This window comes from Hyunsoonleella pacifica, assembly GCF_004310335.1.
In the GTDB taxonomy this organism is placed as follows: domain Bacteria; phylum Bacteroidota; class Bacteroidia; order Flavobacteriales; family Flavobacteriaceae; genus Jejuia; species Jejuia pacifica.
Genome location: NZ_SIRS01000004.1, coordinates 386,131 through 408,746, shown reverse-complemented (window position 1 = coordinate 408,746; position 22,616 = coordinate 386,131). Strand labels below are relative to the sequence as shown.

Genomic DNA, 22,616 nt, shown 5'->3' with positions numbered 1-22,616 from the left:
TGAATCCTTAATTATGAAAAAAGTTAATACCCCAAACTCTACCATAATAAGAACAATTTGTTTGTTTTTATTTGGAATCTTTTTAGCAAATAGTCAAACACCTCAGGTAGAAATTCTTGGAGGAGCCATTGTTACTCAGGGCTCTACAGTAACTATAAATGCTGGTAATACAATTGATTTTAGAATAACTAATACTTCTGGGGGTTGTACCAAATTAAGGGTGGATGATGTTGATATTTCCAATACTACAGACTTTGATATCTCTCCAAATAATCCTGGAAGGAATATACGTTCATCAGGATGTAGAAATTGGAGAAAGTATTTAGATTTTGAAATAGAGAATATAAACACTACTTGTGTTACTACAAGTACATTAGTAACAATTGAAATAAGAAATCAAGCAGATTTCACATTTACGGTAGAAGTTAATTCTTCTCCAGAAATTTACATTCTAGGAGGTGACCCTTATGCAGATATTATGCATGGGGATACAACAACTTCTGATACAAATGGTACGTACTTTGGTATAGTAGATGAACAGAATACAGTAACTAGAAGGTATTTAGTAGCTAATATTGGTAATTGTGGGTTAGATATAAGTTCGGTTACTAGTTCTAATACAGACTTTACGATATCATCTCCATATTCAATTCCTTTCACGGGGCTAGATCCATACTATTACATTGTATTTGACGTAACGTTTACAGCACCTATAGGAGGTACTGGTATACAATCCACTACCATAAGTATTGGGAATAATGATAATACAACATTTACTTTTGTGGCTGAAGCCGAAATGTTTAATGAAAATATTCCTGGACCAGGTGGCATTACGGCAGACTTTAGGCTTTGGCTTAAAGCAACTAGAGGTATAGTAGAAACAGCATCCAAGGTTTCTGAATGGCAAGATTTGGGAACTAATGGTCAAGATGCGATACAACCTACAGGAGCTAACCAACCCACCTATTTAGATACTGCTGCTGATAATATTAATTTTAATCCAGTAATTAGATTCGAGAATGATGGTGGTAGTATAGAACAGTATCTATATAATACTACTAATGGTTTTTATAGTCAGGATATTTTTATAGTTATGATTCCAGATGCAACTATGAATAATGCAAGCAGTAGAAATACAATTTTTGCGGGAGTTTCATCAGGAAGCGCAGGAGATATTACAGGAGTAGGTTTTGGAGATTATTCTTCAGAATTTACAGGAGAGACATTATCGTATAACCAAGATGTTGATGGAGGCGGAAGTTTCAATGGGGAAGCAGAGTTAAATTCAACCTATTCAAATGCAGGTATAATTAATGTAAGAAACAATGCAGCTAGTTCTCCAACAGGGCAAGATATTTTATATAATTCTCAAGTTTTAACCACAACATCAGTAAACGATATAGCCTTTGCAAATGTTGGTTCTCCAGGGCCGCCAACTTTAGGAACAGAATATTGGATAGGTAGAAACTTTGATGTTCAAGGTAGTTTAAATGGACGTGTTGCTGAAATATTCACTTTTGCCGAGCGAGTTACAGATGCAGATCGCCAAAAAATTGAATCTTATCTTGCCATTAAATATGGTATTACATTAGGAAGTGCTACAGAAGCTCAAAAAGACTATATTAATTCTTTTGATACAGAGGTTTGGGATATTTCAGCAAATACAGGTTACAATTACCATGTGGCTGGTATTGGTAGAGATTCTATTTCCGATTTAAATCAAAAACAATCAAAAACACTTAATTTAACAAACGAAGTAACTATTGGTTTAAACGGAATTTTTACTATAAATTCAGTAAATACAAATGAATTTAATAACGATGGGGACTTTTTGGTCTGGGGTAGTAACGATTTAGCTTATACAGCTTCTGGATCAAATACAGTTACTATTAATTCTGGAATCACAACATCTTTTACACGAATTCTTAGGCAATGGAAAATTATAGAGTCTACCGAGGTTACAAGTGATGTAGAAAATGTTTATGTAAGTATTCCATCAGGAGCATTTAGCAGTTTTGCATTGGGTACAGATGAAGAGTATGTATTGGTGGTAGCCGATGCAGATACCTTCAATGATGCAGATATTATTGATGTTATCCCACTAAAGGATGATGGTTCTGGTAACCTGCAAACCTGGTATGATTTTGATGGCACTAAGTATTTTACCTTTGGTAGAGCAGCAAAATATACGAATAATAGTGCTGTTAGTATTGGTTCTGGAGATTATCTTGTAGGAGAGTATGCGCTCAATTTAAATGTAGACGATTTTACCATTTCCACATGGATAAAGAACAGTACCACTTCTGGAACAAGAACAATTATAGCTAAGGGAGAGAAACTGCAAATAAGATTAAATGATAATGAACAAGTAGAGGTAATGATGGATAATGCTGTTACCCCAAGATTTACTTCTAATATGCAAATAAATGATGGAAAATGGCATCACATTACATTGGTTTATGATAGTGGTACAGTATACATTTATATTGACGGTATTTTAGATAAATCTGAACAAGATGTGATACATCCATCCCCAAACTTTAATAGGTTTTCTGTAGGTGTAGTTTATATTGATAAGAATAATATCATTAATCCGTTTTTAGGAGAAATAGACGAAGTTTATGTTTGGGATTGCGGTTTAAGTGCAGACCAAATAAGATACTTAATGAATCAAGAAGTAGAACGTTTTGATAATGCAGGTACAGATTTTGTTTCTGGAAAAATTATTCCATGGGCTAGTGCAAGTAATGAAATGAATACTTTAGAATGGTCTCATTTAAGAGCTTATTATGATTTTAATGCTTTTTATGGTTCTACAACAGAGGGCTTAACAGATGCTAGAAACTTTTTGAGACTTAAATATTTAGATAAAGATAAAGAGATGACAGATGCACAAACTATCCCTGCGCCTTACATTAGTGCGAATAATGGGGCTTGGGATACTGCAACAACATGGAGCAATAATGCAGACCAAATCATTCCAAATACTGCTGGATTGGATGGTACGGTTGTAGATTGGAATATTGTAGAAATTGGTCACGATATTACTTCAGGAGACAGAGACATTTCTGTATTAAGTTTAATTCAAACAGCAGGAACACTAACCATTGCTGATCCTTCAGATCCTCAAAATGAGACAAATTCAGGACAGGCGTTAACTATTTCTCATTATTTAGAGCTTGATGGTGTTATTGATCTTGTAGGAGAATCTCAATTAATACAAAACGAAGGTAGTATTATTGATGCTGATAGTGGAGGGTATTTAGAGCGTGACCAGCAAGGTGTGGCCAATGGTTTTAATTATAATTATTGGAGTTCTTCAGTTGGACCCATATCAGGTAATACAGCTACTAGAGGTACAGGTGTATCCGCAACACATTCAAATTACACTATAGCAGGCGTATTAAATGACGGATCAAACTCTGCAATTTATCAACCGCTTTTATATAGTGCTTCTCCAAATGGAAGTGGTTCTATACCGCCACCAGGTTTAGCAAAAACTATAAGTACCTATTGGCTATATAAATTTTATGGACCTGCAGATGATTATGATTCTTGGGAAAAAATTGATGAAGCAACATCTTTGTTAACTGGAGAAGGTTATACTATGAAAGGTACTAGTGGAGCTGCTCCTTTAAATATAGAACAAAATTATGTGTTTCAAGGTTTGCCAAATAATGGAGACATTACTTTAGAATTAGACAATTCGTCTGGAGAAGTAGATCGTTTAATAGGAAATCCTTACCCATCTGCAATAGACGCAACAGAATTTATATTAGATAATTTAAGTGTGGCAGATGGAGGCACTAACACTAATGGCACAATATTTAATGGAGCTCTATATTTTTGGGATCATTTTGGAGAAGAGAATTCTCATAACTTAGGAGAGTATGTTGGTGGCTATGCAACACGTAATTTAACAGGAGGAGCTGCAGCTATATCAAATGATACAAGAATTAATACTACCTCAAATGCAGGAAGCCCTGCAACAGGTACTAAAGTGCCGGGACAGTATATACCAGTAAATCAAGGCTTTTTTGTTACCACTGCTCTTGATGGATTTGATAATGATAATGGAACACCTATCTTAACGGTTGATGGGGGAGATATACTATTTAAAAATAGTCAGCGTATTTTTGCAGAAGAAGATGGAACTACTTCATTATTTACAAAACGAATAGCAAGTAAAACTGATAAAAAACAAGAAGGAAAACCATTATTGAAATTGGTATTTACTTCTCCAGAGGGTTACTTACGCCAAATTGTATTGGGTGCAGATGTTAACGCATCACAAAGTTTTGATATTGGATATGATGCCTTTATGATTGATGTTGCAAAAGAAGATATGTATTGGATGTTAGATGACAAAAAGCTTGTAATTCAAGGAGTAACGTCATTTGAGAATAATCAAGAGTTTGATTTGGGCTTAAAGGTAAATACATCAGGGCTTGCTAAAATTAGTACTGAAATTATTGAGAATTCTGATGTGTCAGTATTAGTTAAAGATACAGAAACGAATGAAGTTTTTGATATAACTAATACGCCGTTTGAAATATTTCTTGAACCTAATAGCTATCACGGAAGATTCAAAATAATGCTTAATTCTCAGTCAAATCAATTAAGCACTGATGAATATGCTTCTGAAGCAGATAGAATTGAAACTTATTTTGATAAAGCAAAATCAATTCTTGAGGTCAATGTAGTATCTGATGCTACAGCGTTAGGAATAGAAATAGTTAATATAACAGGACAATCTGTCTTAACTAAAAAAGTTAACTCTAATAATTTTTTCTTGCCTTTTAAAGGAAGTTCAGGTATTTATATTTTAAAAGTAAAAACTACAAAAGGTATAATCAGTAAGAAAGTGATTTTAGAATAGTTTTAGTTGAAAACTAGCCAAAGTTTATAAAAACGACTTTTTTTATCAATAATTAAATCAAAGAATAGCTATACATATACTTTGATTTAATTATTGTATTTTTGCATTTTGTATACAAAATGCAAAATCATCTATGATTGAATATACCGACTTGAGTAAACCTATATATAAGCGCCTTAAAGAGATGATTCGTAATGGCGAATTAAAGCAAGGCGAAAAAATAGTTCAGGAAAAAATTGCTGAAGAGTTAGGTGTAAGTAGAACCCCTTTAATGAAAGCGCTTTTGGCTCTTGAAAATGAATACTTAGTTGAAAGTATTCCAAGACGAGGTATGTATTTACGAGTGTTAGACTACAAAGAAATCATAGATATATATGTGTGTAGAGAAGCTTTAGAAGGAATGGCTGCCAGAGTTCTAGCTAGTAAAAAAGACAAGCTTATAGTTGAAAAATTAAAAGCATGTTTTACTCCTTTTGTAAATCAAGATAAAATTGATGAACATGAGTATGCTGAGGCTGATGAGAATTTCCATTCACTTTTAATAAAGCTTACAGAAAATGCGCCATTAGATAATATTTATTTTTTCAGTAACATACATGATAAGGTTGTGGGACATGGTTTAGTTAGAACACCAGAAGATACTTTAGAAGAGCATTTTGATATAATTAAAGCGATAGAAGAAGGAGATGGAGAAAAGGCTGAAACCTTAGTAAGGTCACATATTAACCAATCAAAAGAATTATTAATAAATCAACATAAAATTCAAAAAAGTGAGTAATTACAAAATTGCAGTTGTACCTGGAGATGGTATTGGAAACGAAATTGTACCTGAAGGATTAAGAGTAATTAAAGCAGTTGCTGAGAAGCATAATTTTTCAATTGAAACAGAAGAGTTTGATTGGGGTGCTGGTTATTATCAAAAAAACAATCAGTTTTTACCAGATGATGGAATTGATAAACTAAGAGCATTTGATGCTGTGTATTTTGGTTCTGTTGGACTTCCAGCAGTAGATGATACACTTCCAGCTAAAGATTATACATTTAAAGTACGTACACATTTTAATCAGTATGTAAACCACAGGCCTGTTCGTACTTATCCAGGTGTTACTAGACCTATACGTTCTGAAAAGCATATTGATTTTGTAATTGTAAGAGAAAACAATGAAGGGGAATTTGTGCAAATGGGCGGACAATACTTACCAGATTTTGAAAATGGTATGGGAATAGATACCAGTGTTTTTACTAGAAAAGGTATTGAGCGAGTAGCGCATTATGCTTTTAAATTAGCAAGAACAAGACGCAATAAAGTAACACATATTACTAAGTCTAATACTTTAATAAACAGTTTGTCTTTCTGGGATAGAGTGATTGGAGAAGTGGCAGCACAATATCCAGATGTAGAGCACCAACAAATGTATATTGATAACTCTACAGCAATGTTTGTTTTAAAACCAGAGCAGTTTGATGTGGTACTAACAACAAATTTATTTGGAGATATTCTAAGTGATTTGGGAGGAGCTATTATGGGAAGCCTTGGTTTAGGAGGTAGTGGAAACATTAATCCAGAAAAAGAGTTTCCTTCTATGTTTGAACCTATTCACGGGTCAGCACCAGATATAGCAGGTCAAAATATAGCAAACCCTTATGGACAAATTTGGTCAGCAGCATTAATGCTAGAGCATTTGGGAGAAGCTGAAGCAGCAAATAGTATTATGAAAGCTATTGATAAATCTACAACTCAAGGTGTTTTAACAGTAGACTTAGGAGGTAGTGCTAGCACTTCAGATGTTGCAGATGCTGTAATAGCTAACTTATAAGTTTAAAAATATGAGCCGTGTTATTGATCTAACAATGCCATACCACAACGATATCAATGGTTTTTCAAAAGAAACAGCAAAAACTAAAGATAAAGATGGTTGGAATGCTAGCACGCTAACGTTTTACTCCCATGTTGGTACGCACATGGATGCGCCTTTTCATTTTAATGTAAGTAACCAAACTATTGATGAAATTCCAGTTTCTGATTTTGTGGGTAGCGCATGGGTAGTAGATGCTCGCGATGTAGATTCTAAAGGATTGGTTAGTGTTGAGCATATTTCAGAAGACATCATTAAAAACTTTGCAGCTGGCGATAGTTTAATCATTTGGACGGGTTGGTCACAACATGTGGGTACTCAAAAGTATAGAGATGATTTACCTAGAATAAGTGAAGCGTTAGCGCATTGGTGTATTAGCAATAAGGTAAAAATGCTAGGTGTGGAACCGCCATCAGTAGCAGATGTTAATAATCTAGCTGAAGTTACTAAAATTCATGAAATTCTTCTAGAAGGCGTTGTAATAATTGAAGGCTTAACAAATATTGACAGTTTAACATCACATAAAGTAGAGCTCATAGCATTGCCTTTAAAAATTAAAGAAGGAGATGGTGCTCCAGCCCGTGTAATAGCAATTGAAAGATAAGTAGTGAGTGTTAGTTTAAAACATATAACGGAAACCTTACCAAGTGTAGATACCAATGATTATCGTTCTAAAAATGCAAAGCTTTTTTCTACGCTGGATAAAATTTTGGTTGTAATTGATGATGATCCAACAGGAAACCAAACAGTATATGGTATTCCTCTATTAAGTTCTTGGAGTATAGATGTGTTTGTTAAAGAATTTATTGAAGGTACACCAGTATTTTACGTATTAACGAATTCAAGAAGTTTAACACCAGAAGCAACTACAGAAATTTATAAGGAAATTGCTGAAAACCTTTTGAAGACATCAGAGTTAACCCAAAAAAAGTTTACTGTTTTAAGTAGAAGTGATTCTACGTTGCGTGGACATTTTCCGTTAGAACCTGAGACACTTCAACAGCATTTAAAGTTAGAAAATGCTATCACAGTTTTTATTCCAGTGATGTTTGAGGGTAATAGAGTTACTTTAAATAGTAACCATTACATTAAGGATGAAGATTTACTAACACCAGTAAATGAAACGCCATTTGCACAAGACCATTCGTTTAAATATTCAAAAGGAAATTTAAAGGAATATATAGAGGAAAAATCAAATGGGAAAGTGAAGTCTTCAGAAGTGTTTTCATTTTCTATTGAAGCAATAAGAAGACGAAATTTAGATGTGCTTGCTGAAAATATTTTAGAGATACCAGACACATCCTATTGTGTATTTGATAGTTTAAGTTATTATGATTTAGATAAAGTAACATCTGCACTTTTGCTGGCTGAAGCGCAAGGAAAGCAAATTATATATAGAACGTCTAGTTCTTTTGTGCCCTCTTATATAGGTTTAAAACCCAAAGGATTATTATTACCAAAAGATATCTTGGATAAAAATAATGAAAGTGGTGGATTAACCATTGTGGGGTCTTATGTTAAGAAATCATCAGAGCAATTGGCAAATGCATTGTCTCTATTTGATGAAAAACAAATTGTTGAAGTAGATGTGTCAAAAATACTTTCTGATAGTGCTAACGAATACATAGAAGCACAAGTTTCTGCTATTGATAATACGATATCAAGTGGACATGATGTAATTGTATATACAAGTCGTAAATTAATAACTGGAGCAACTACTAATGATACAGTGCTTATAGCAAGTAAAATTTCTAATGCTCTGGTAGATATTGTAAAAGGCATCACTGTAAGACCAAAATATTTAATAGCTAAAGGAGGAATTACCTCGCATGATTTGGCTACCAAAGGTCTGGGTATGAAACGATCTAAAGTACTGGGACAAATTCAACCAGGAATACCAACTTGGGAAATGGGAAGCGAAACCAAATTTTCAAAGTTGCCTTATATCGTTTTTCCTGGCAATGTAGGTAATGCAACCACACTTCAAACCATAATAACTAAACTAAAACACCATGATTAACAATTCCAAACGTTATCGATTTTTCTTAGGCTCTTTTCTAATAACCCTATTGCTTTATATAGATCGCGTATGTATATCATCAGCAAAAGATGCCATTGCAGGAGACCTAATTTTAACCGATAAAGAAATGGGATGGGTGTTAGGTGCGTTTGCATTAGGTTATGCATTGTTTCAAGTTCCTGGAGGAGCTTTGGGGGACAAATATGGTGTTAGAAAAGTAATGACTTGGATAATGATTTTATGGTCAGCTTTTACATCTTTAACAGGAGTAGCATGGAATTATGTTTCTATTTTATTTTTCCGATTTATTTTTGGAGCTGGAGAAGCAGGAGCATTCCCAAATATATCTAGAGCTGCATTTTCATGGGTGCCAACTAAAGAGCGAGGCGCGTTTCAAGGTATTAATTTCTCAGGGTCTAGATTAGGTGCAGCATTTGCACTCCCATTAGTAGCCTATTTAATTGAAGATTGGGGCTGGCGCAATATATTTTATTTCTTTGGTGCAGTAGGTGTTTTATTTGCCGTATTGTTTTATGTTTTCTTTAGAAATAAACCCGAAGATCACCCTGGATTAAATGATAAAGAAAAAGATTTTATAGTAAAAAACAGACAACAACAAGTAGAGAAAAAAGGAGGAAATTTACCTATAGGTAAAATTTTAGGATCCAAAAATGTTATACTCACTATGATACAATACATAGGGAGTAATTTTATTTTTTATTTCACGTTAACTTGGTTGTTTCCTTACATAAAAGTAAAATACGATTTAAATCTTGTTACAACAGGATTGTATGCCATGCTACCACTTTTAGCAGGAGCAGTAGGCAACTGGACTTCAGGTTTTATGGTAGATGCCATCTACAAAAAAGGTAATTGGAAACTTTCCAGACAATTACCAGCAACTATAGGTTTTATTCTTGTGGTTTTAGGAGTTTTATCAAGTCTATTTATGGAAACGCCATTAGGAGCCGTATTATGTTTGTCAGTAGCCATTTTTGGTGCAGATATGACGTTGAGTCCGTCATGGTCTTTTTGTATGGATATAGGTGAGGAAAACTCAGGGAAAGTGTCTGGAATGATGAATATGGCGGGTAATATAGGAGCATTTATAACATCTCTAGCGTTTCCTTATTTACGAGAATGGACAGGGACGGATCAAACGTATTTTTATATAGCCGCAGCACTAGGTTTTATAGCTATATTCTGTTGGTATTTTATGAATCCAAATCAAAAATTAAACAATGCCTAAATTAAAAGGAGTCGCCATAGGCGCAGGCTATTTTAGCCAATTTCAATACGAAGCATGGACACGCATTCCAGAAGTAGAAATAACAGCTTTGTGTAATTCTAACCTAGGTCGTGCAAAAGGCATCATGGATGCTTATGGTGTAAAAAGGCACTACACAGATTATAAAGAAATGATTCTTCAAGAAAAACCTGATTTTATAGATATCATTACTCCGCCAGAGACTCACTTCGAAATGTGCAAATTTGCTGCAGATAACGGGGTACATATTATTTGTCAAAAACCATTAGCGCCAACTTTAGAAGAATCACAACGAATTGTAGATTATGTTTCGCAAAAGAATGTGAGGTTTGTAGTGCATGAGAATTTTAGATTTCAACCTTGGCATAGAGAGATTAAAAAGTTGATAAATAACGATGAAGTAGGCGAATTATTCAATTTAAATTTTAGGTCTCGTATGGGAGACGGATGGGGAGAAGATGCATATTTATCAAGACAACCCTATTTTAGAGACTATAAAAAGTTATTAATTTACGAAACAGGAGTACACTTTATTGATACGTTTCGTTATCATGCTGGAGAAGTAAAAAGCGTATTCGCTATTTTAAAACGTTTAAATCCTGTAATAAAAGGCGAAGATGCAGGACTAATGCTTTTAAATTTTGAATCTGATACCACAGCGCTTTGGGATGCCAACAGGTATAATGAAAATAATTTTTCTAACCCTAGATATACTTTTGGAGAGTATCTGGTTGAAGGTTCTAAAGGTACTATTCGCTTATACACAGATGGTAAAATAACCATACAAGCACTTGGGAAACCAGAAACAGAACATATATATACACATAACAATATAGGCTTTGCAGGCGATTGTTGTTTTATTTTCCAAAAAGATTTTGTAGATAATTTAATAGCAAATACCCCTTTTGAAACTAACGGACCTAATTACTTAAAAACACTAAAAGTGCAAGAAGCGGTCTATAAATCTGCAGAAACCAAGCTGCCAGTTACTATTATTTAAGCCGCAATTGCCGAAAATTTAGTTTTTTAGGGTTCTATTTTTGTAAATTGCATTCTCGTTTTAATCAATTATTCCTTATGGTTACCCTAAAACAGCTTGCTAAAGAACTAGGTGTTTCAATTTCAACAGTATCAAAAGCGTTAAATGATAGTGAAGAAATTGGAGAAGACACACGAAAAAAGGTTAAGGAATTAGCTGCACTATATAATTATAAACCCAATAAAGTAGCATTAAGCCTAAAGCAGAATAAAACAAAAACTATAGGAGTAATTATCCCAGATATTCTTAATCACTTTTTAGCAAAAGTACTTTTTGGAATAGAACGAGAAGCAAACTTACATGGGTATAATATTATAACCTGTATATCCAATGAATCACTTCAAAAAGAAAAAGATAGCTTACAACTTTTGGCTAATGGTAGTGTTGATGGTTTTATTTTAAGTATTGCCGAAGAAACACAAACCAAAAATGAAATAAATCATTTTAAGGAAACCATTAGTAAGGGTTTACCAATAGTGATGTTTGATAGGGTAGCACATGATGTTAGATGTGATAAAGTAATTGTTGATGATTTTGAAGCAACTTACAATGCTACCAAGAGCTTAATAGCAGAAAAAAGGCGAGATATAGTTTTTATGAGTAATATAGATAATATAAGTGTAGGTAAGCTAAGAGAACGTGGCTACAATAAAGCCATGTTAGAAGAGAATTTAAATACGCATGTATTAAGAATAAAGAAAGGAGATGATGTTCAGCAAAAAATTAAACGACTATACAAAAAGTATAAAAAGATAGATGGTGTAGTATCTGCCGATAGTACATCAGGAGTTGTTGCTATAAATATGGCAAGAGATTTTAAAAAGAAAGTGCCAAAAGATGTTTCAGTAGTTGGATTTTCAAGTAAATCTGTATCTATCCATTCAGTACCTAAGTTGACTATTATCCGTCAGCATGCTAAAAAAATAGGAGCAAAGGCAGCCCAATTATTAATAGAACGACTAAATAATACAGCTGAAGCTAAAGATGATTACACTACCAAAATAGTAAAGACTACCTTGGTAAAAAGTAAATCTACGCTATAGTATTGGTAATTAATATCTTACAAATTAATAGATCGATATAATCACTTATTTTGATATAATCAACATAATTATGTATTTCATCGATTAAAATTACACTTCATCGATTATATTGCGTTTCTCGTATTTATTGCATGTAATTTAGCAGTGCTTTAGAGCATTACATCCCTCCGCTCACATTAAAGCTTAATTAATCCTTTTTTTGACCCCCCTCGGTCTCAAATCCCCTCAAAAGAAAATAGCTTTGTTTGCTTCGTTGCATTCGATTTTAATTAATTATCCATTTTTCCCTCTGTCAAAATCAAAATGTATTTGGTTTTGACTACTAAAGTTTAAGAGAAAAATAGTTTAACCTTAAAATTGAATACATATGAAAGCCCTAAAAATTACTTTAATTTTAGCAGTATTATTTGCATCATTAACATCTTGTGTAAAACAAGATTTAAATGAAGATGATTTATTGACAGACCCGCAAACACAACCGAAGATTTATACTGGTGGAAATGCAGATGATTAAATAAAAAACAAAATCTAAGTACAGATATAAGGTTTCCCAAATTTATTTGGGAAACCTTTTTTGTTTTAATTAAAAAAATATAAATATTTTTGATTAAATGTACTAAATAGCTATTAAAATTGAAACTTTCTTTTCTTTATATATTTATATTATTTGTTTTTGGTTTTGCCAATTGTCAAGAAAAAAGTTTTGATTTAATAGATTCTATTCAAAGTCATTATCTGAATAAAAAGAATATACAAGATTCACTTATTGTTGCGAAGGCTCACTTTTCAATTGGAGAAATATATAGAAAGACAATAGGTCAATCAGATAGTGCATATATTTATTACCATACAGCCGAAAAAATTTTCCGAAAATTAAATAAGGATTTAGAGTTAGGTATGACCCTATATGGTATTGCTGTAATTCAAAAAAACGAAAAAGATTATTTAGGAAGTGAAGTTACTTCAATTGAAGTGATATCTCTTTTAGAATCATTAGATTCTTCTAACAAAGCTAAACAATATATATCTTATGCTTACAACAATTTAGGTATAGTATATGATGAATTGGAAGAATATGAAGAGTCTATTAAATATTATCTTATAGCTTTAGATATTAAGAGGGGTTTGTCAGGAAATTTCAAGGCTAGTATAGATAATTCATTAAATAATTTAGCCAAGACCTACAGACGTTCAGGTAAATATGATCTTGCTATTAATGAGTTTGAGAAAATACTTGATAATAAAGATTTAATAAATGAAAGACCAGACTTTTATGCTTTAGTTCTCGATAATTATGCCCACACATTTTTTTTATCAAAAAAATATGATAAACTACCAGGAATCTACTTAAGAGCATTAAGAATTACAGAAAGTAGTAGTCTTAGTAATTATAATTCTATAATTATAAATCAACATCTTGCTGAGTATTATAATAATACTGGAAAAAAGGATTCTGCTAGATATTATGCTTATAAAGCTAAAAGAATTTCTGAAAAATATCATAATGATGATCTGTTAAAATCTTTAATGCTTCTATCAAAAATAGAAAATGGTAAGAAGGCAGCAAAACATCTTAGAGCTTACGTAAAGCTTAGTGACAGTCTCCAAAGGGCTGAAAGAAAAATAAGAAATAAATCAGCTCGTATTCGTTTTGAAACAAAACAAATAGAACAAGAAAACATTCGTATTGCCAGAGAGCGTATGTGGTTATTTATAACATCTAGTGTTTTATTAGTAGCTGGGGTACTGGTATATATTATTATATCGCAACGTGCAAAAAACAAAGAATTAAAATTTGCAAAACAACAGCAGGAAGCAAACGAAGAGATTTATAATTTAATGCTAGGAGAGCATGAAAAGGTAGAGGAAGCAAGAACAATAGAAAAGCAGCGTATTTCTCAAGAGCTTCACGATGGTGTACTAGGTAGGTTATTTGGTACCCGGTTAAGTTTGGATAGCCTGAATATGAACAATACAAATGAGGCTATTAAAACCAGAGGGCAATACATAAGCGAACTTAAAACTATTGAGGACGATATTAGAAAAGTGTCTCACGAATTAAATACAGATTTTGTTTCTGGTTCTGGTTTTATTGATCTCATAAAATCTTTGGTAGAAACACAAACAACAGTTTATAAATTAAGTTATACTATAAATCATGATGATGATATAAATTGGGATAGTGTATCCAATAAATCTAAAATTCACATTTACCGTATTTTACAAGAAACACTACACAATATTCATAAACATGCCAATGCTAAACACATAAATATTGGGATAAGATTGGAAAATGACGTAATTTGCTTAAAAGTAGAAGATGACGGTTCTGGTTTTGATGTTAATAAGGCTAAATCAGGAATTGGGCTTAAAAACATGAATGCAAGGATTAAAGAAGTTGATGGTACTATACATATCGAATCTCAAAAAAATATAGGAACAACCGTAAGTATAAAGATTCCAACCCAATATTTGTAACTTATGAACCAACCCGAAAAAATTAGAATATTAATGATTGATGATCACCCTATAATTATTGAAGGGTATCAAAATACATTACAATTTACCAAAAAGGAACACCAACAGCTAGACATTGATATAGCTAATAACTGTGATGAGGCCTTAGTTTATATAAATAAATCTGTAGATAATAATTTACCTTACGATTTACTATTTGTAGATATAAGTTTACCGCCATCATCAGATGGACGTATGAATTCTGGAGAAGATTTAGCAGAATATGTACGCAAAGTTTTACCTAATGCAAAAATTATAATTCTCACTATGTTTAATGAGTCATTTAGGATTCATAATATCATAAAAAATATAGATCCTGAAGGGTTTTTAATTAAGAGTGATTTAACATCAAGTGAGCTTGCTAGTGCTTTTCAAGCCGTACTTAATAACCCTCCCTTTTATAGCGGTACTGTAAATAGTTTTATTAGAAAATCAATTACCAGCGATATAGTAATTGATGATAAGAATAGAAAAATATTGTATTTACTTTCTCAAGGAGTGAAAACCAAAAACCTAGCCTCTCATTTAGATATATCTCTAAGTGCGGTAGAGAAAAGAAAAAAACAGTTGAAAGAACTTTTTGACATTGAAGACGGACAAGACGAATCCTTACTAAAGGCAGCGCGCAGTAAGGGTTTTATCTAATAAGCATTCGCTTTATTTCCTTATAAGAAAATAGATTTCAGAAAAAACTTAGCTTTTTATAGCTTCTCAAGCCTTTATTTAACAGAGTTTTATAAGTTCACCGTAACAATGTTACGGTTTTTCCACAGCTGGAAGAAAAAACTTATTGGTATCTTTGAAGAGTCAACATATCAGATTAATTAATCCCTCGATTTTTTTGTTGATAATAGCAATTTACAGGCCCTGTGGAGGTGAGAGACCCACAGGGCTACTTCATTATAGCTATATGTTAAAAAGCGTGTTACTATATTCAGAAAGTTTTCCAAAATAAAGACCAAGAAAAACGATAGCCACGATAAATTTTAGAAAGGTGGAAGTTATAAAACCAATAAATGACCCGAAAGCAGCTTTTATAGCCACTTTAGAATCATTTTTATTAATTAGTTCGCCTATTAAAGCTCCAACAAAAGGCCCAATAATAATACCACCAGGGATTGGAGATAGTAAACCAATAATTAAACCTAAAGTAGTACCTATCATACCATATTTAGATCCGCCAAAACGTTTAGTACCAATAGCAGGAATAATGTAGTCTAATACCCATATACAAGCTGCAATAATAAATGTAACTACTAAGAATGTTGTGTTCATTGGTATTGCATCAGTAAAATGTATAATGAGTAAACCAACCCAACTTGTAATAGGTCCTGGTAATACAGGTAAAAAGCTACCAAGTATACCAAGCAGCATAAAAAGTGCTGCAATAACAATTAAAATTATGTCCATAAATGTTTGTTTTCTATTAATTAAGACGCATTTATAGCTATTATGTTACATTTTAAACTAAAAATTTAGTTAAAACTAAAAATTTAGTTACATTTGTTCAACTAACTTTTTAGTTGAATGCTTTAATTCGCAATAAAATGAAACAACTTACAAAAGCAGAAGAAGATATTATGCAAATTTTATGGCAATTAGAAAAAGCTAATGTAAAAGCCATAATTGAGCAATTTTCAGAGCCGAAACCTGCATATAACACGGTATCTACAATAGTAAGGATTCTAGAAAATAAAGGGTTTGTAGATTATGAAAAACAAGGGAAAGGGCATGTGTATTTTCCGCTAATAGCAAAACAAGACTACAGCAACCAATCTATAAATAAATTGGTAGACAATTACTTTCAAGGATCTTTTAAAAGTATGGTGTCTTTCTTTGTTAAAAAGAATGATATGGATATAAAAGACTTGGAAACTGTTTTAAAGGATATTAATAAAGAAGAGAATTAAAATGCTATATTATATCATACAAATCATAATATTTCAGTTACTCTTTTTAATTATTTACGATGCGTTTTTAAAGAGAGAGACATTTTTTAATTGGAATAGATGTTATCTCCTAATAACTCCAGTTTTATCTACACTAATTCCGTTGATTAAAATACCTCAATTTCGTGAGATAGTTCCACAGGATTATATGATTCACTTACCAGAAATACTTATTGGAGCGACCAAAACAGATGCTGTTTCTAAAACTCGTTTGGATGCCGTAGTACTTGAAACAGTAAATTTTATGTCGTGGAAAATTCTGTTTATGTTAGGAACGACTCTAATTACTGTATTATTTTTCTTTAAGGTTTTTAGAATCATAAAATTGATAATAACGAGTCCGAAACAACGTCAAGGAAATTATACTATTATACAGCTTCCCGATAGTGCATCTGCATTTTCTTTTTTCAACTATGTTTTTCTCGGGGACAATATACCAGCAAAAGAAAAAGAGACTATACTTCAACATGAAATAATTCATATAAAACAAAAACACAGTTTAGACTTGTTGTTTTTTGAGGGGCTTAAAATTGTATTTTGGTATAATCCCTTGGTTTATGCCTACCAAAGAAGAATTCAGGCCATACACGAATACATAGCTGATGCTAAAGCATTGCAATATCAAGGAAAATCCCAATACTATAAAAATTTGCTATCACAAGTATTTGAGACTAAAAATGTCTCGTTCATCAATCCATTTTTTAAACAATCATTAATCAAAAAACGAATTATTATGTTACAAAAATCTAAATCTAAACAAAAAAGTTTATGGAAATACGGTATACTACTTCCAGTAATTCTAATAATGCTTATCTATAGTTCTTGTTCAAAGGAAGAAACAAAAGAAATTGTTAATCAAGATAAAATAGAAGATAGTCAGATTAAAGAAAGCATTAAGGATGGTGTAATAACATTGCAGATAAGTAACTTTAAAGAGCTTTCAACTGCTGACAAAACAAAAATATTAGAAGACTATATCAATAGAAAGATTCCTGGTACAGATACATATTATAAAATCATTGTAAAATCAGATAATACAAGAATAATATTTGGAGGAGATATAACTAAAGTTAACGCAAATAAAGAAAATCAGATATCTGATGAAATAGAAGTGCCTTTCGGATTTATTGAGCGCGTACCAACTTTTCCTGAATGTGATTCTGAACTTAATGAAGAACGAAAAAAATGTACCTCCGAAACTATTTCAAGGTTTGTAAGTAGAAGTTTCAATACAGAGCTTGCCAAAGATTTAAATTTAAAAGGTAGGCAGCGTATTCATGTGATTTTTAAGATAAGTAAAGAAGGAGATATAATAGATGTAAAGGCAAGGGCTCCACACCCAGAACTGGAAAAAGAAGCTATTAGGGTTATTAACGCTTTGCCAAAAATGATTCCAGGAGAACAAAAAGGGAAAAAAGTAAACGTACCATATGCATTACCAATAGTTTTTCAAGTAGTAGATTAGATGAGAATAACCTTTTTATTGTTTCTAACACTATTTTTTAAAACCGAAGCACAAACTTCGGTTTTAAACATTGCAGATAGTTTATTTCTAAATGGTAATTATACTAAAGCTATTAACCAGTACAAATTACATAAAAATCAGGATGAAATATTTGAGAAAATAGCAAAAGCATATGTAGCAATTGGAAATTATGATCTGGCTCTTAGCAATTTTGAAGCTGCTATTGAGGCATATTCCGATAACATTTTATTGAAATACGAATTTGCAAAATTACTTTCAAAGACTAAAAATTTTGAAACAGCTTTGGTAATGTATAAAACACTAATTTCTATACATGGAAACAACCCAAATTACCATTATGAGCTGGGTTTGGTACAAGAACAAATTAAGGATTCCTTAGCGATTAAAAGTTTTACCAAAGCTTTTAATTTAGATAATGTACATCAAAAAGCTATCTATAAAGTTGCTAAATACAATTTACAAAAGCGTAGATACACTGCAGTAGATTCTTTGATAAGTATAGGACTGGAAACCTATCCTAAGAATATTGAACTCATAAATTTAAAAGCCCAAAATTACTATTGGCAACAAGATTACAGAAAGGCAGGTAAATGGTTTAAACAATTAATAGAACTTGGAGAAACTTCAGAGTTTATTTATGAAAAGTTAAGTCTGTGCTATGGGTATCATTACTAATACAAAGAAGCTTTAAAATATAGATTAATGGCATTAAAGTACAACCCAACCGATACTGATGCGCTGTATACAATAGGTAGTTATTATCTTGAATTAGAAAATTACCCAAAAGCCGAGGAGTTCCTTAATAAAGCACTTTCTTTTTTAGATAAACCCTTACACCATGAGTATAGTACTCTAGCAAAAGCATTTAGTTACCAAAAAAAATATCCAGAGGCTATAAAGGCTCTAAAAAAGGCTATACGTGAATCACCAGATAATGAATTTCTACATTTTAAATTAGCTGTAATTTTAGAAAAATACTATGAAGATTATGATGCTAAAATAAAAGCTTTTGAAGCCGTGAAAAAGAAATTTCCAAAAGGTAGAATGAACGAAATGGTAGACCATTACATAAGTAAATTAAAAGAAGAACAGTTTAAAGACCAAAAAGATGGGACAGACTAAAAGCATATCTTGAAATAAATATTACATATAATTTCAAAAAAATTGTACTTTTCCGTTTCATAAGCTATCTATGAGACAGTGCTATATTATTCTTTTAGTTTTAGTGGTATATTCTTGCGATTATTTTAATGTAAAAAAAACTACGCCAGAGGCTATTTTAAAAGAAGATTTAAAAACATTTAATTGGGATGAGGTAGATATGTACCCAAGTTTTTCTCAATGCGATACTATTATTGCTAAAACAAATAAAAAAGTATGTTTTGAAAGTACGCTTTATGCTAAAATGAGTACCTATTTACAACAACAAAATATAGTAGTTACTAAAGATGTTAATGATACTTTAATGCTTAAGCTAAGGGTTTCTAAAAAAGGCATTATTACGTTAATTGGAGCAGAAATGGACTCACTTACAAAGCAAGAAATACCAAACTTAGAAAAAATGCTATTAAAGAGTCTAGAGCAGCTCCCTAATATTACTTCTGCAATTAAGATGAGTCAGCCAGTTAGAACAGAATTTGAGTTACCATTAATTATTAAGGTTAACTAATTAAAATCTAATCGCCAGTTTACGCATCAAGCGTAACACTTCTACATATAACCAAACCAGTGTTACAAGTAATCCCCAAGTAGCTAACCATTCTTTATATTTTGGAGATTTGTTTTTGTGCCTTTCTATATAATCAAAATCTAATAAAAGTGATAAAGAAGCAAAAACTACCGCAATTACATTAAAAATTATCGCTGGCCAAGAAGTGCCCCAAATAAATACCTTGATACCAAAAAAGCCTAATATCCAAGAAATAATATAAATAACAAAAATACTTGTAACAGCAGTAATTATTACACTTCTTAGTTTTTTTGTAACTACAATTATTCGTGTTTGGTACAGCAATAAAACCACTAAAAATGTTGTCATAGTGATGCCAATGGCTTGATAAGGGAACTCTGGAAACCGAGCATGTACATAAGCAGTTGTAGCACCTAAAAAGAAGCCTTTAGCAATAGCATATAACGGTACTAAAATATGTGCCCAATGCTGCCTTACTGATATTATTATACTAATAATTATGGTTGCTAACATACCTCCCATGGAATACCATTTTATGTCATTGCCTTCGCTATATAATTTCCAAATACCTATGGAAATAATAAACATAATACATATAGAAAGCATAGACTTGATGAAAATACCGGTTACAGTCATTTTTTTAGATGCTGGTCTATCGTCATTAAAAAAATAACTTGTAAATGCGGGGTTAGTAGTTTTATCAAGTAGTTTCATGTACTAAATCTAATAAATTATCTCTTAAAAGATCTCCCTTTCCACTCGTAGTTTTTAAACATAGAAAGCAAAGCCACATTAACACTAAAAAGAGGATAAAGAAAAAAACTGGTTAAAAAACTTCTAAACGCTTTTCGCTGGCTAAAAAAAGCAGAAGTTTTATAGAGTAATAAGAAGTCAATATTCAATTTAATAACTAAAATATAGAGCCACACTTTAATATTATAAAACCCAATAAGTGCAATTATAGGAAGTACAGCAATGATAAAATTCATAAAAAAAACCACTATTCCTGTAAACTTCCCAAACCAATTATTATAGTTGCTAGTTTTTGCAGCCCAACGTATACGTTGAGTAATTAATTGATGCCACGTAGGTTGTGATCTTGTAGAAATAATAGCATGTTCATGTTTTAGATATTTTACATATTCAGGATGTTTTTTTATTATTTTTTCTAAAAGAAAAATATCATCACCACTAGCTATGGAATTGTTGTCATTAAAACCGTTTACATTTTTAAAAACAGTCTTGGTGTATCCAAAATTTGCACCATTACACAAAAAAGGCTTTTTTATCCCAAAAGCACCTATTGTAGCACCTTGCAAGCTAAAAAAGTCCAATTGTTGAAAACGGTTTAAAAACGTATTATTATCTATATAAGTAACAGGGGCAACAATACACACTGGGTTATGTTGCTGTATAAAAACATCAAAACTGTCAAGCCAAAACTTAGGTAATATACAATCAGCATCAGTTGTTAAAATCCACTCGTGTTTTGCAATATTTATAGCAGTAGTTATAGCATCTTTCTTAGGAGAATTAGAAATATGTTTATTCTTAATTATTTTTACAGCAATTGCTCTATCATTATCTTGGGAGAAGGTGTTTAAAAATGTATTAATAGCATCAACAGAGTCGTCTTCAGAGTCATCATCCACTAAAATAACTTCAAAAAGAGAGTTGGGGTAATTTAAGTGGAGCATAGATTGTAATAATTGAGGTAAATTTTTAGCCTCATTTCTAAATGGAACAACTACAGAAAACTTGGTTTTTGCAGGAATATCATTAAATGCCATGAGTTCAACTTTATCAAAGCCAAAAATAAAAAGACCTATTAGTAATAGATACAACACTGAAATGATGATGCTAGCAATAATCATTTATTAGTTTTTGGAAGTTTAAAATTAAGTACATAAAAGCTTCCTAAACAGCTTGGGATAGCAAAGTTTGATAGCCACATAAGTGTTACAGTACATACTATTGTAATGGGGGCTATATATAAAAATGAAAATAAAAAAATAGCAACACTGCCTTTAATAATAACATCAAAAATAAAAATGGATGGAATTACAGATGAAATTAAATACATTGAGGTAATTATGGTCATTGCTTCAAAATAAGAAAGGTTTACTTTGAATAATTGAAGAATAAAGAAAAACTGAAATGAAAAAATCATATAACGTAAAAGGGATAAAATAAACCCATATAACAATTTGCTTTTTGGAAATGTAATTACAAATGTTTTTAGCTTTTGTATTGAAAACCCCTTTATTTTGAATCGGTTTTGTTTTATTCCTAAACTAGCAAAAATAATAACTAGTATACTTATTAAGGTAAATCGGGTAATTTTATAATAGTCAATTGAAACCTCGTATTTACTCACAAATAATACAAAACCAAAAATTCCAAAAAGTACAGTTACACTCATTTGAAGCATATTACTTATGAGGTTTGTTAACATGATTTTTTTTCTTAATGAAGGTATGTAATATATTGCTTTTGCACCATATTCGCCTATTCTATTAGGTGTAAAAAGAGAAGCAGTAAGTGCACCTAGGCTTTGTGCAAGAGCATTTTTAAAATTGATTTTGTGTACTGAATTGACTAATAATTGCCATTTTAGAATTTCTAAAAACCAATTAAAAAAGGATAAAATCATTAAAAAAAGGATGTTTTTTAAAGTAAAAACACCGTTTTTTGATGTAAATTGAATAAAACTTGAAAAACTTAAGGTATCGTTTTTAGCTAGTTTTTCATAAATGAAGTATCCTGCTCCAATTACAATACTTAACTTAATAAGTACAAAAAAGAATTGTTTAGTTTTGTATGGTAGCGAGTTATGTAGCATTTCTAATTGCAAAATAGTCATTAAACTA

Annotated in this window: 20 protein-coding genes; 16 read left to right on the top strand and 4 right to left on the bottom strand. The window is 31.6% G+C overall.

From position 1 onward, the window contains the following. Positions 1 to 13: 13 nt before the first annotated feature. The 11 genes from EYD46_RS11055 (at position 14) to EYD46_RS11010 (ending at position 15,266) form a co-directional block, all read left to right on the top strand. On the top strand, positions 14 to 4,879 hold the full coding sequence (locus EYD46_RS11055; protein WP_130937211.1) for a LamG-like jellyroll fold domain-containing protein: 4,866 nt from the start codon (positions 14 to 16) through the stop codon (positions 4,877 to 4,879). Positions 4,880 to 5,012: 133 nt separating this feature from the next. Next, on the top strand, positions 5,013 to 5,657 hold the full coding sequence (locus EYD46_RS11050) for a GntR family transcriptional regulator (RefSeq protein WP_130937210.1): 645 nt from the start codon (positions 5,013 to 5,015) through the stop codon (positions 5,655 to 5,657). Next, positions 5,650 to 6,696 (top strand): isocitrate/isopropylmalate dehydrogenase family protein, encoded by a 1,047-nt coding sequence (locus EYD46_RS11045; protein ID WP_130937209.1) that lies wholly within the window; start codon positions 5,650 to 5,652, stop codon positions 6,694 to 6,696. Before EYD46_RS11050 ends, EYD46_RS11045 begins: the two co-directional genes overlap by 8 nt. A 10-nt stretch (positions 6,697 to 6,706) precedes the next feature. Further along, complete coding sequence (locus tag EYD46_RS11040) at positions 6,707 to 7,339, top strand: cyclase family protein (protein ID WP_130937208.1); 633 nt, start codon at positions 6,707 to 6,709, stop codon at positions 7,337 to 7,339. A 3-nt stretch (positions 7,340 to 7,342) separates the two neighbouring features. Continuing rightward, on the top strand, positions 7,343 to 8,755 hold the full coding sequence (locus EYD46_RS11035) for a four-carbon acid sugar kinase family protein (protein WP_130937207.1): 1,413 nt from the start codon (positions 7,343 to 7,345) through the stop codon (positions 8,753 to 8,755). Beyond that, complete coding sequence (locus tag EYD46_RS11030) at positions 8,748 to 10,004, top strand: MFS transporter (protein WP_130937206.1); 1,257 nt, start codon at positions 8,748 to 8,750, stop codon at positions 10,002 to 10,004. The genes EYD46_RS11035 and EYD46_RS11030 overlap by 8 nt, the downstream gene beginning before the upstream one ends. Next, entirely contained in the window at positions 9,997 to 11,022 is a 1,026-nt protein-coding gene (locus EYD46_RS11025; protein WP_130937205.1) for a Gfo/Idh/MocA family protein, read from the top strand. Before EYD46_RS11030 ends, EYD46_RS11025 begins: the two co-directional genes overlap by 8 nt. 77 nt (positions 11,023 to 11,099) lie before the next feature. Further along, positions 11,100 to 12,104 carry a LacI family DNA-binding transcriptional regulator gene (locus EYD46_RS11020; protein WP_130937204.1) on the top strand — a complete coding sequence of 335 codons (1,005 nt, stop codon included), beginning with the start codon at positions 11,100 to 11,102 and terminating at the stop codon, positions 12,102 to 12,104. 367 nt (positions 12,105 to 12,471) lie between these two features. Next, the gene (locus EYD46_RS17770) at positions 12,472 to 12,618 is read left to right on the top strand and encodes a hypothetical protein (protein WP_165454373.1); all 147 of its coding nucleotides are present in this window, start codon (positions 12,472 to 12,474) and stop codon (positions 12,616 to 12,618) included. A gap of 119 nt (positions 12,619 to 12,737) precedes the next feature. Continuing rightward, complete coding sequence (locus EYD46_RS11015) at positions 12,738 to 14,582, top strand: tetratricopeptide repeat-containing sensor histidine kinase (RefSeq protein WP_130937203.1); 1,845 nt, start codon at positions 12,738 to 12,740, stop codon at positions 14,580 to 14,582. A gap of 3 nt (positions 14,583 to 14,585) precedes the next feature. Further along, complete coding sequence (locus tag EYD46_RS11010; RefSeq protein WP_229731336.1) at positions 14,586 to 15,266, top strand: response regulator; 681 nt, start codon at positions 14,586 to 14,588, stop codon at positions 15,264 to 15,266. Positions 15,267 to 15,527: 261 nt separating this feature from the next. On the opposite strand, the gene EYD46_RS11005 is transcribed toward EYD46_RS11010, so the two are convergent. Continuing rightward, complete coding sequence (locus EYD46_RS11005; RefSeq protein WP_130937202.1) at positions 15,528 to 16,031, bottom strand: DUF456 domain-containing protein; 504 nt, start codon at positions 16,029 to 16,031, stop codon at positions 15,528 to 15,530. A 137-nt stretch (positions 16,032 to 16,168) separates the two neighbouring features. Here EYD46_RS11005 and EYD46_RS11000 point away from each other — a divergent pair, with 137 nt between their 5' ends. From EYD46_RS11000 to EYD46_RS10980, 5 genes are all read left to right on the top strand, one after another. After that, positions 16,169 to 16,531: a BlaI/MecI/CopY family transcriptional regulator gene (locus tag EYD46_RS11000; protein WP_130937201.1), complete on the top strand. Its 363-nt coding sequence runs from the start codon at positions 16,169 to 16,171 to the stop codon at positions 16,529 to 16,531. 1 nt (position 16,532) lies between these two features. Continuing rightward, positions 16,533 to 18,035 (top strand): M56 family metallopeptidase, encoded by a 1,503-nt coding sequence (locus EYD46_RS10995; RefSeq protein WP_130937200.1) that lies wholly within the window; start codon positions 16,533 to 16,535, stop codon positions 18,033 to 18,035. Beyond that, positions 18,036 to 18,731, top strand: coding sequence for a tetratricopeptide repeat protein (locus tag EYD46_RS10990; RefSeq protein WP_130937199.1), 696 nt, complete (start codon positions 18,036 to 18,038; stop codon positions 18,729 to 18,731). A 27-nt stretch (positions 18,732 to 18,758) separates the two neighbouring features. Continuing rightward, complete coding sequence (locus tag EYD46_RS10985) at positions 18,759 to 19,178, top strand: tetratricopeptide repeat protein (protein WP_130937198.1); 420 nt, start codon at positions 18,759 to 18,761, stop codon at positions 19,176 to 19,178. Between the two features lie 70 nt (positions 19,179 to 19,248). Beyond that, entirely contained in the window at positions 19,249 to 19,725 is a 477-nt protein-coding gene (locus EYD46_RS10980; protein WP_130937197.1) for a hypothetical protein, read from the top strand. Here EYD46_RS10980 and EYD46_RS10975 read toward each other — a convergent pair whose 3' ends face one another. Genes EYD46_RS10975 through EYD46_RS10965 form a run of 3 tightly spaced genes read right to left on the bottom strand, consistent with a single transcriptional unit; the run spans position 19,726 to position 22,609 of the window. Continuing rightward, entirely contained in the window at positions 19,726 to 20,460 is a 735-nt protein-coding gene (locus tag EYD46_RS10975) for a Bax inhibitor-1/YccA family protein (protein ID WP_130937196.1), read from the bottom strand. A 17-nt stretch (positions 20,461 to 20,477) separates the two neighbouring features. Continuing rightward, positions 20,478 to 21,620, bottom strand: coding sequence for a glycosyltransferase (locus tag EYD46_RS10970; protein WP_130937195.1), 1,143 nt, complete (start codon positions 21,618 to 21,620; stop codon positions 20,478 to 20,480). After that, positions 21,617 to 22,609, bottom strand: a complete 993-nt coding sequence (locus EYD46_RS10965; RefSeq protein WP_229731335.1) for a lysylphosphatidylglycerol synthase domain-containing protein — start codon at positions 22,607 to 22,609, stop codon at positions 21,617 to 21,619. The genes EYD46_RS10970 and EYD46_RS10965 overlap by 4 nt, the downstream gene beginning before the upstream one ends. Positions 22,610 to 22,616: the final 7 nt, after the last annotated feature.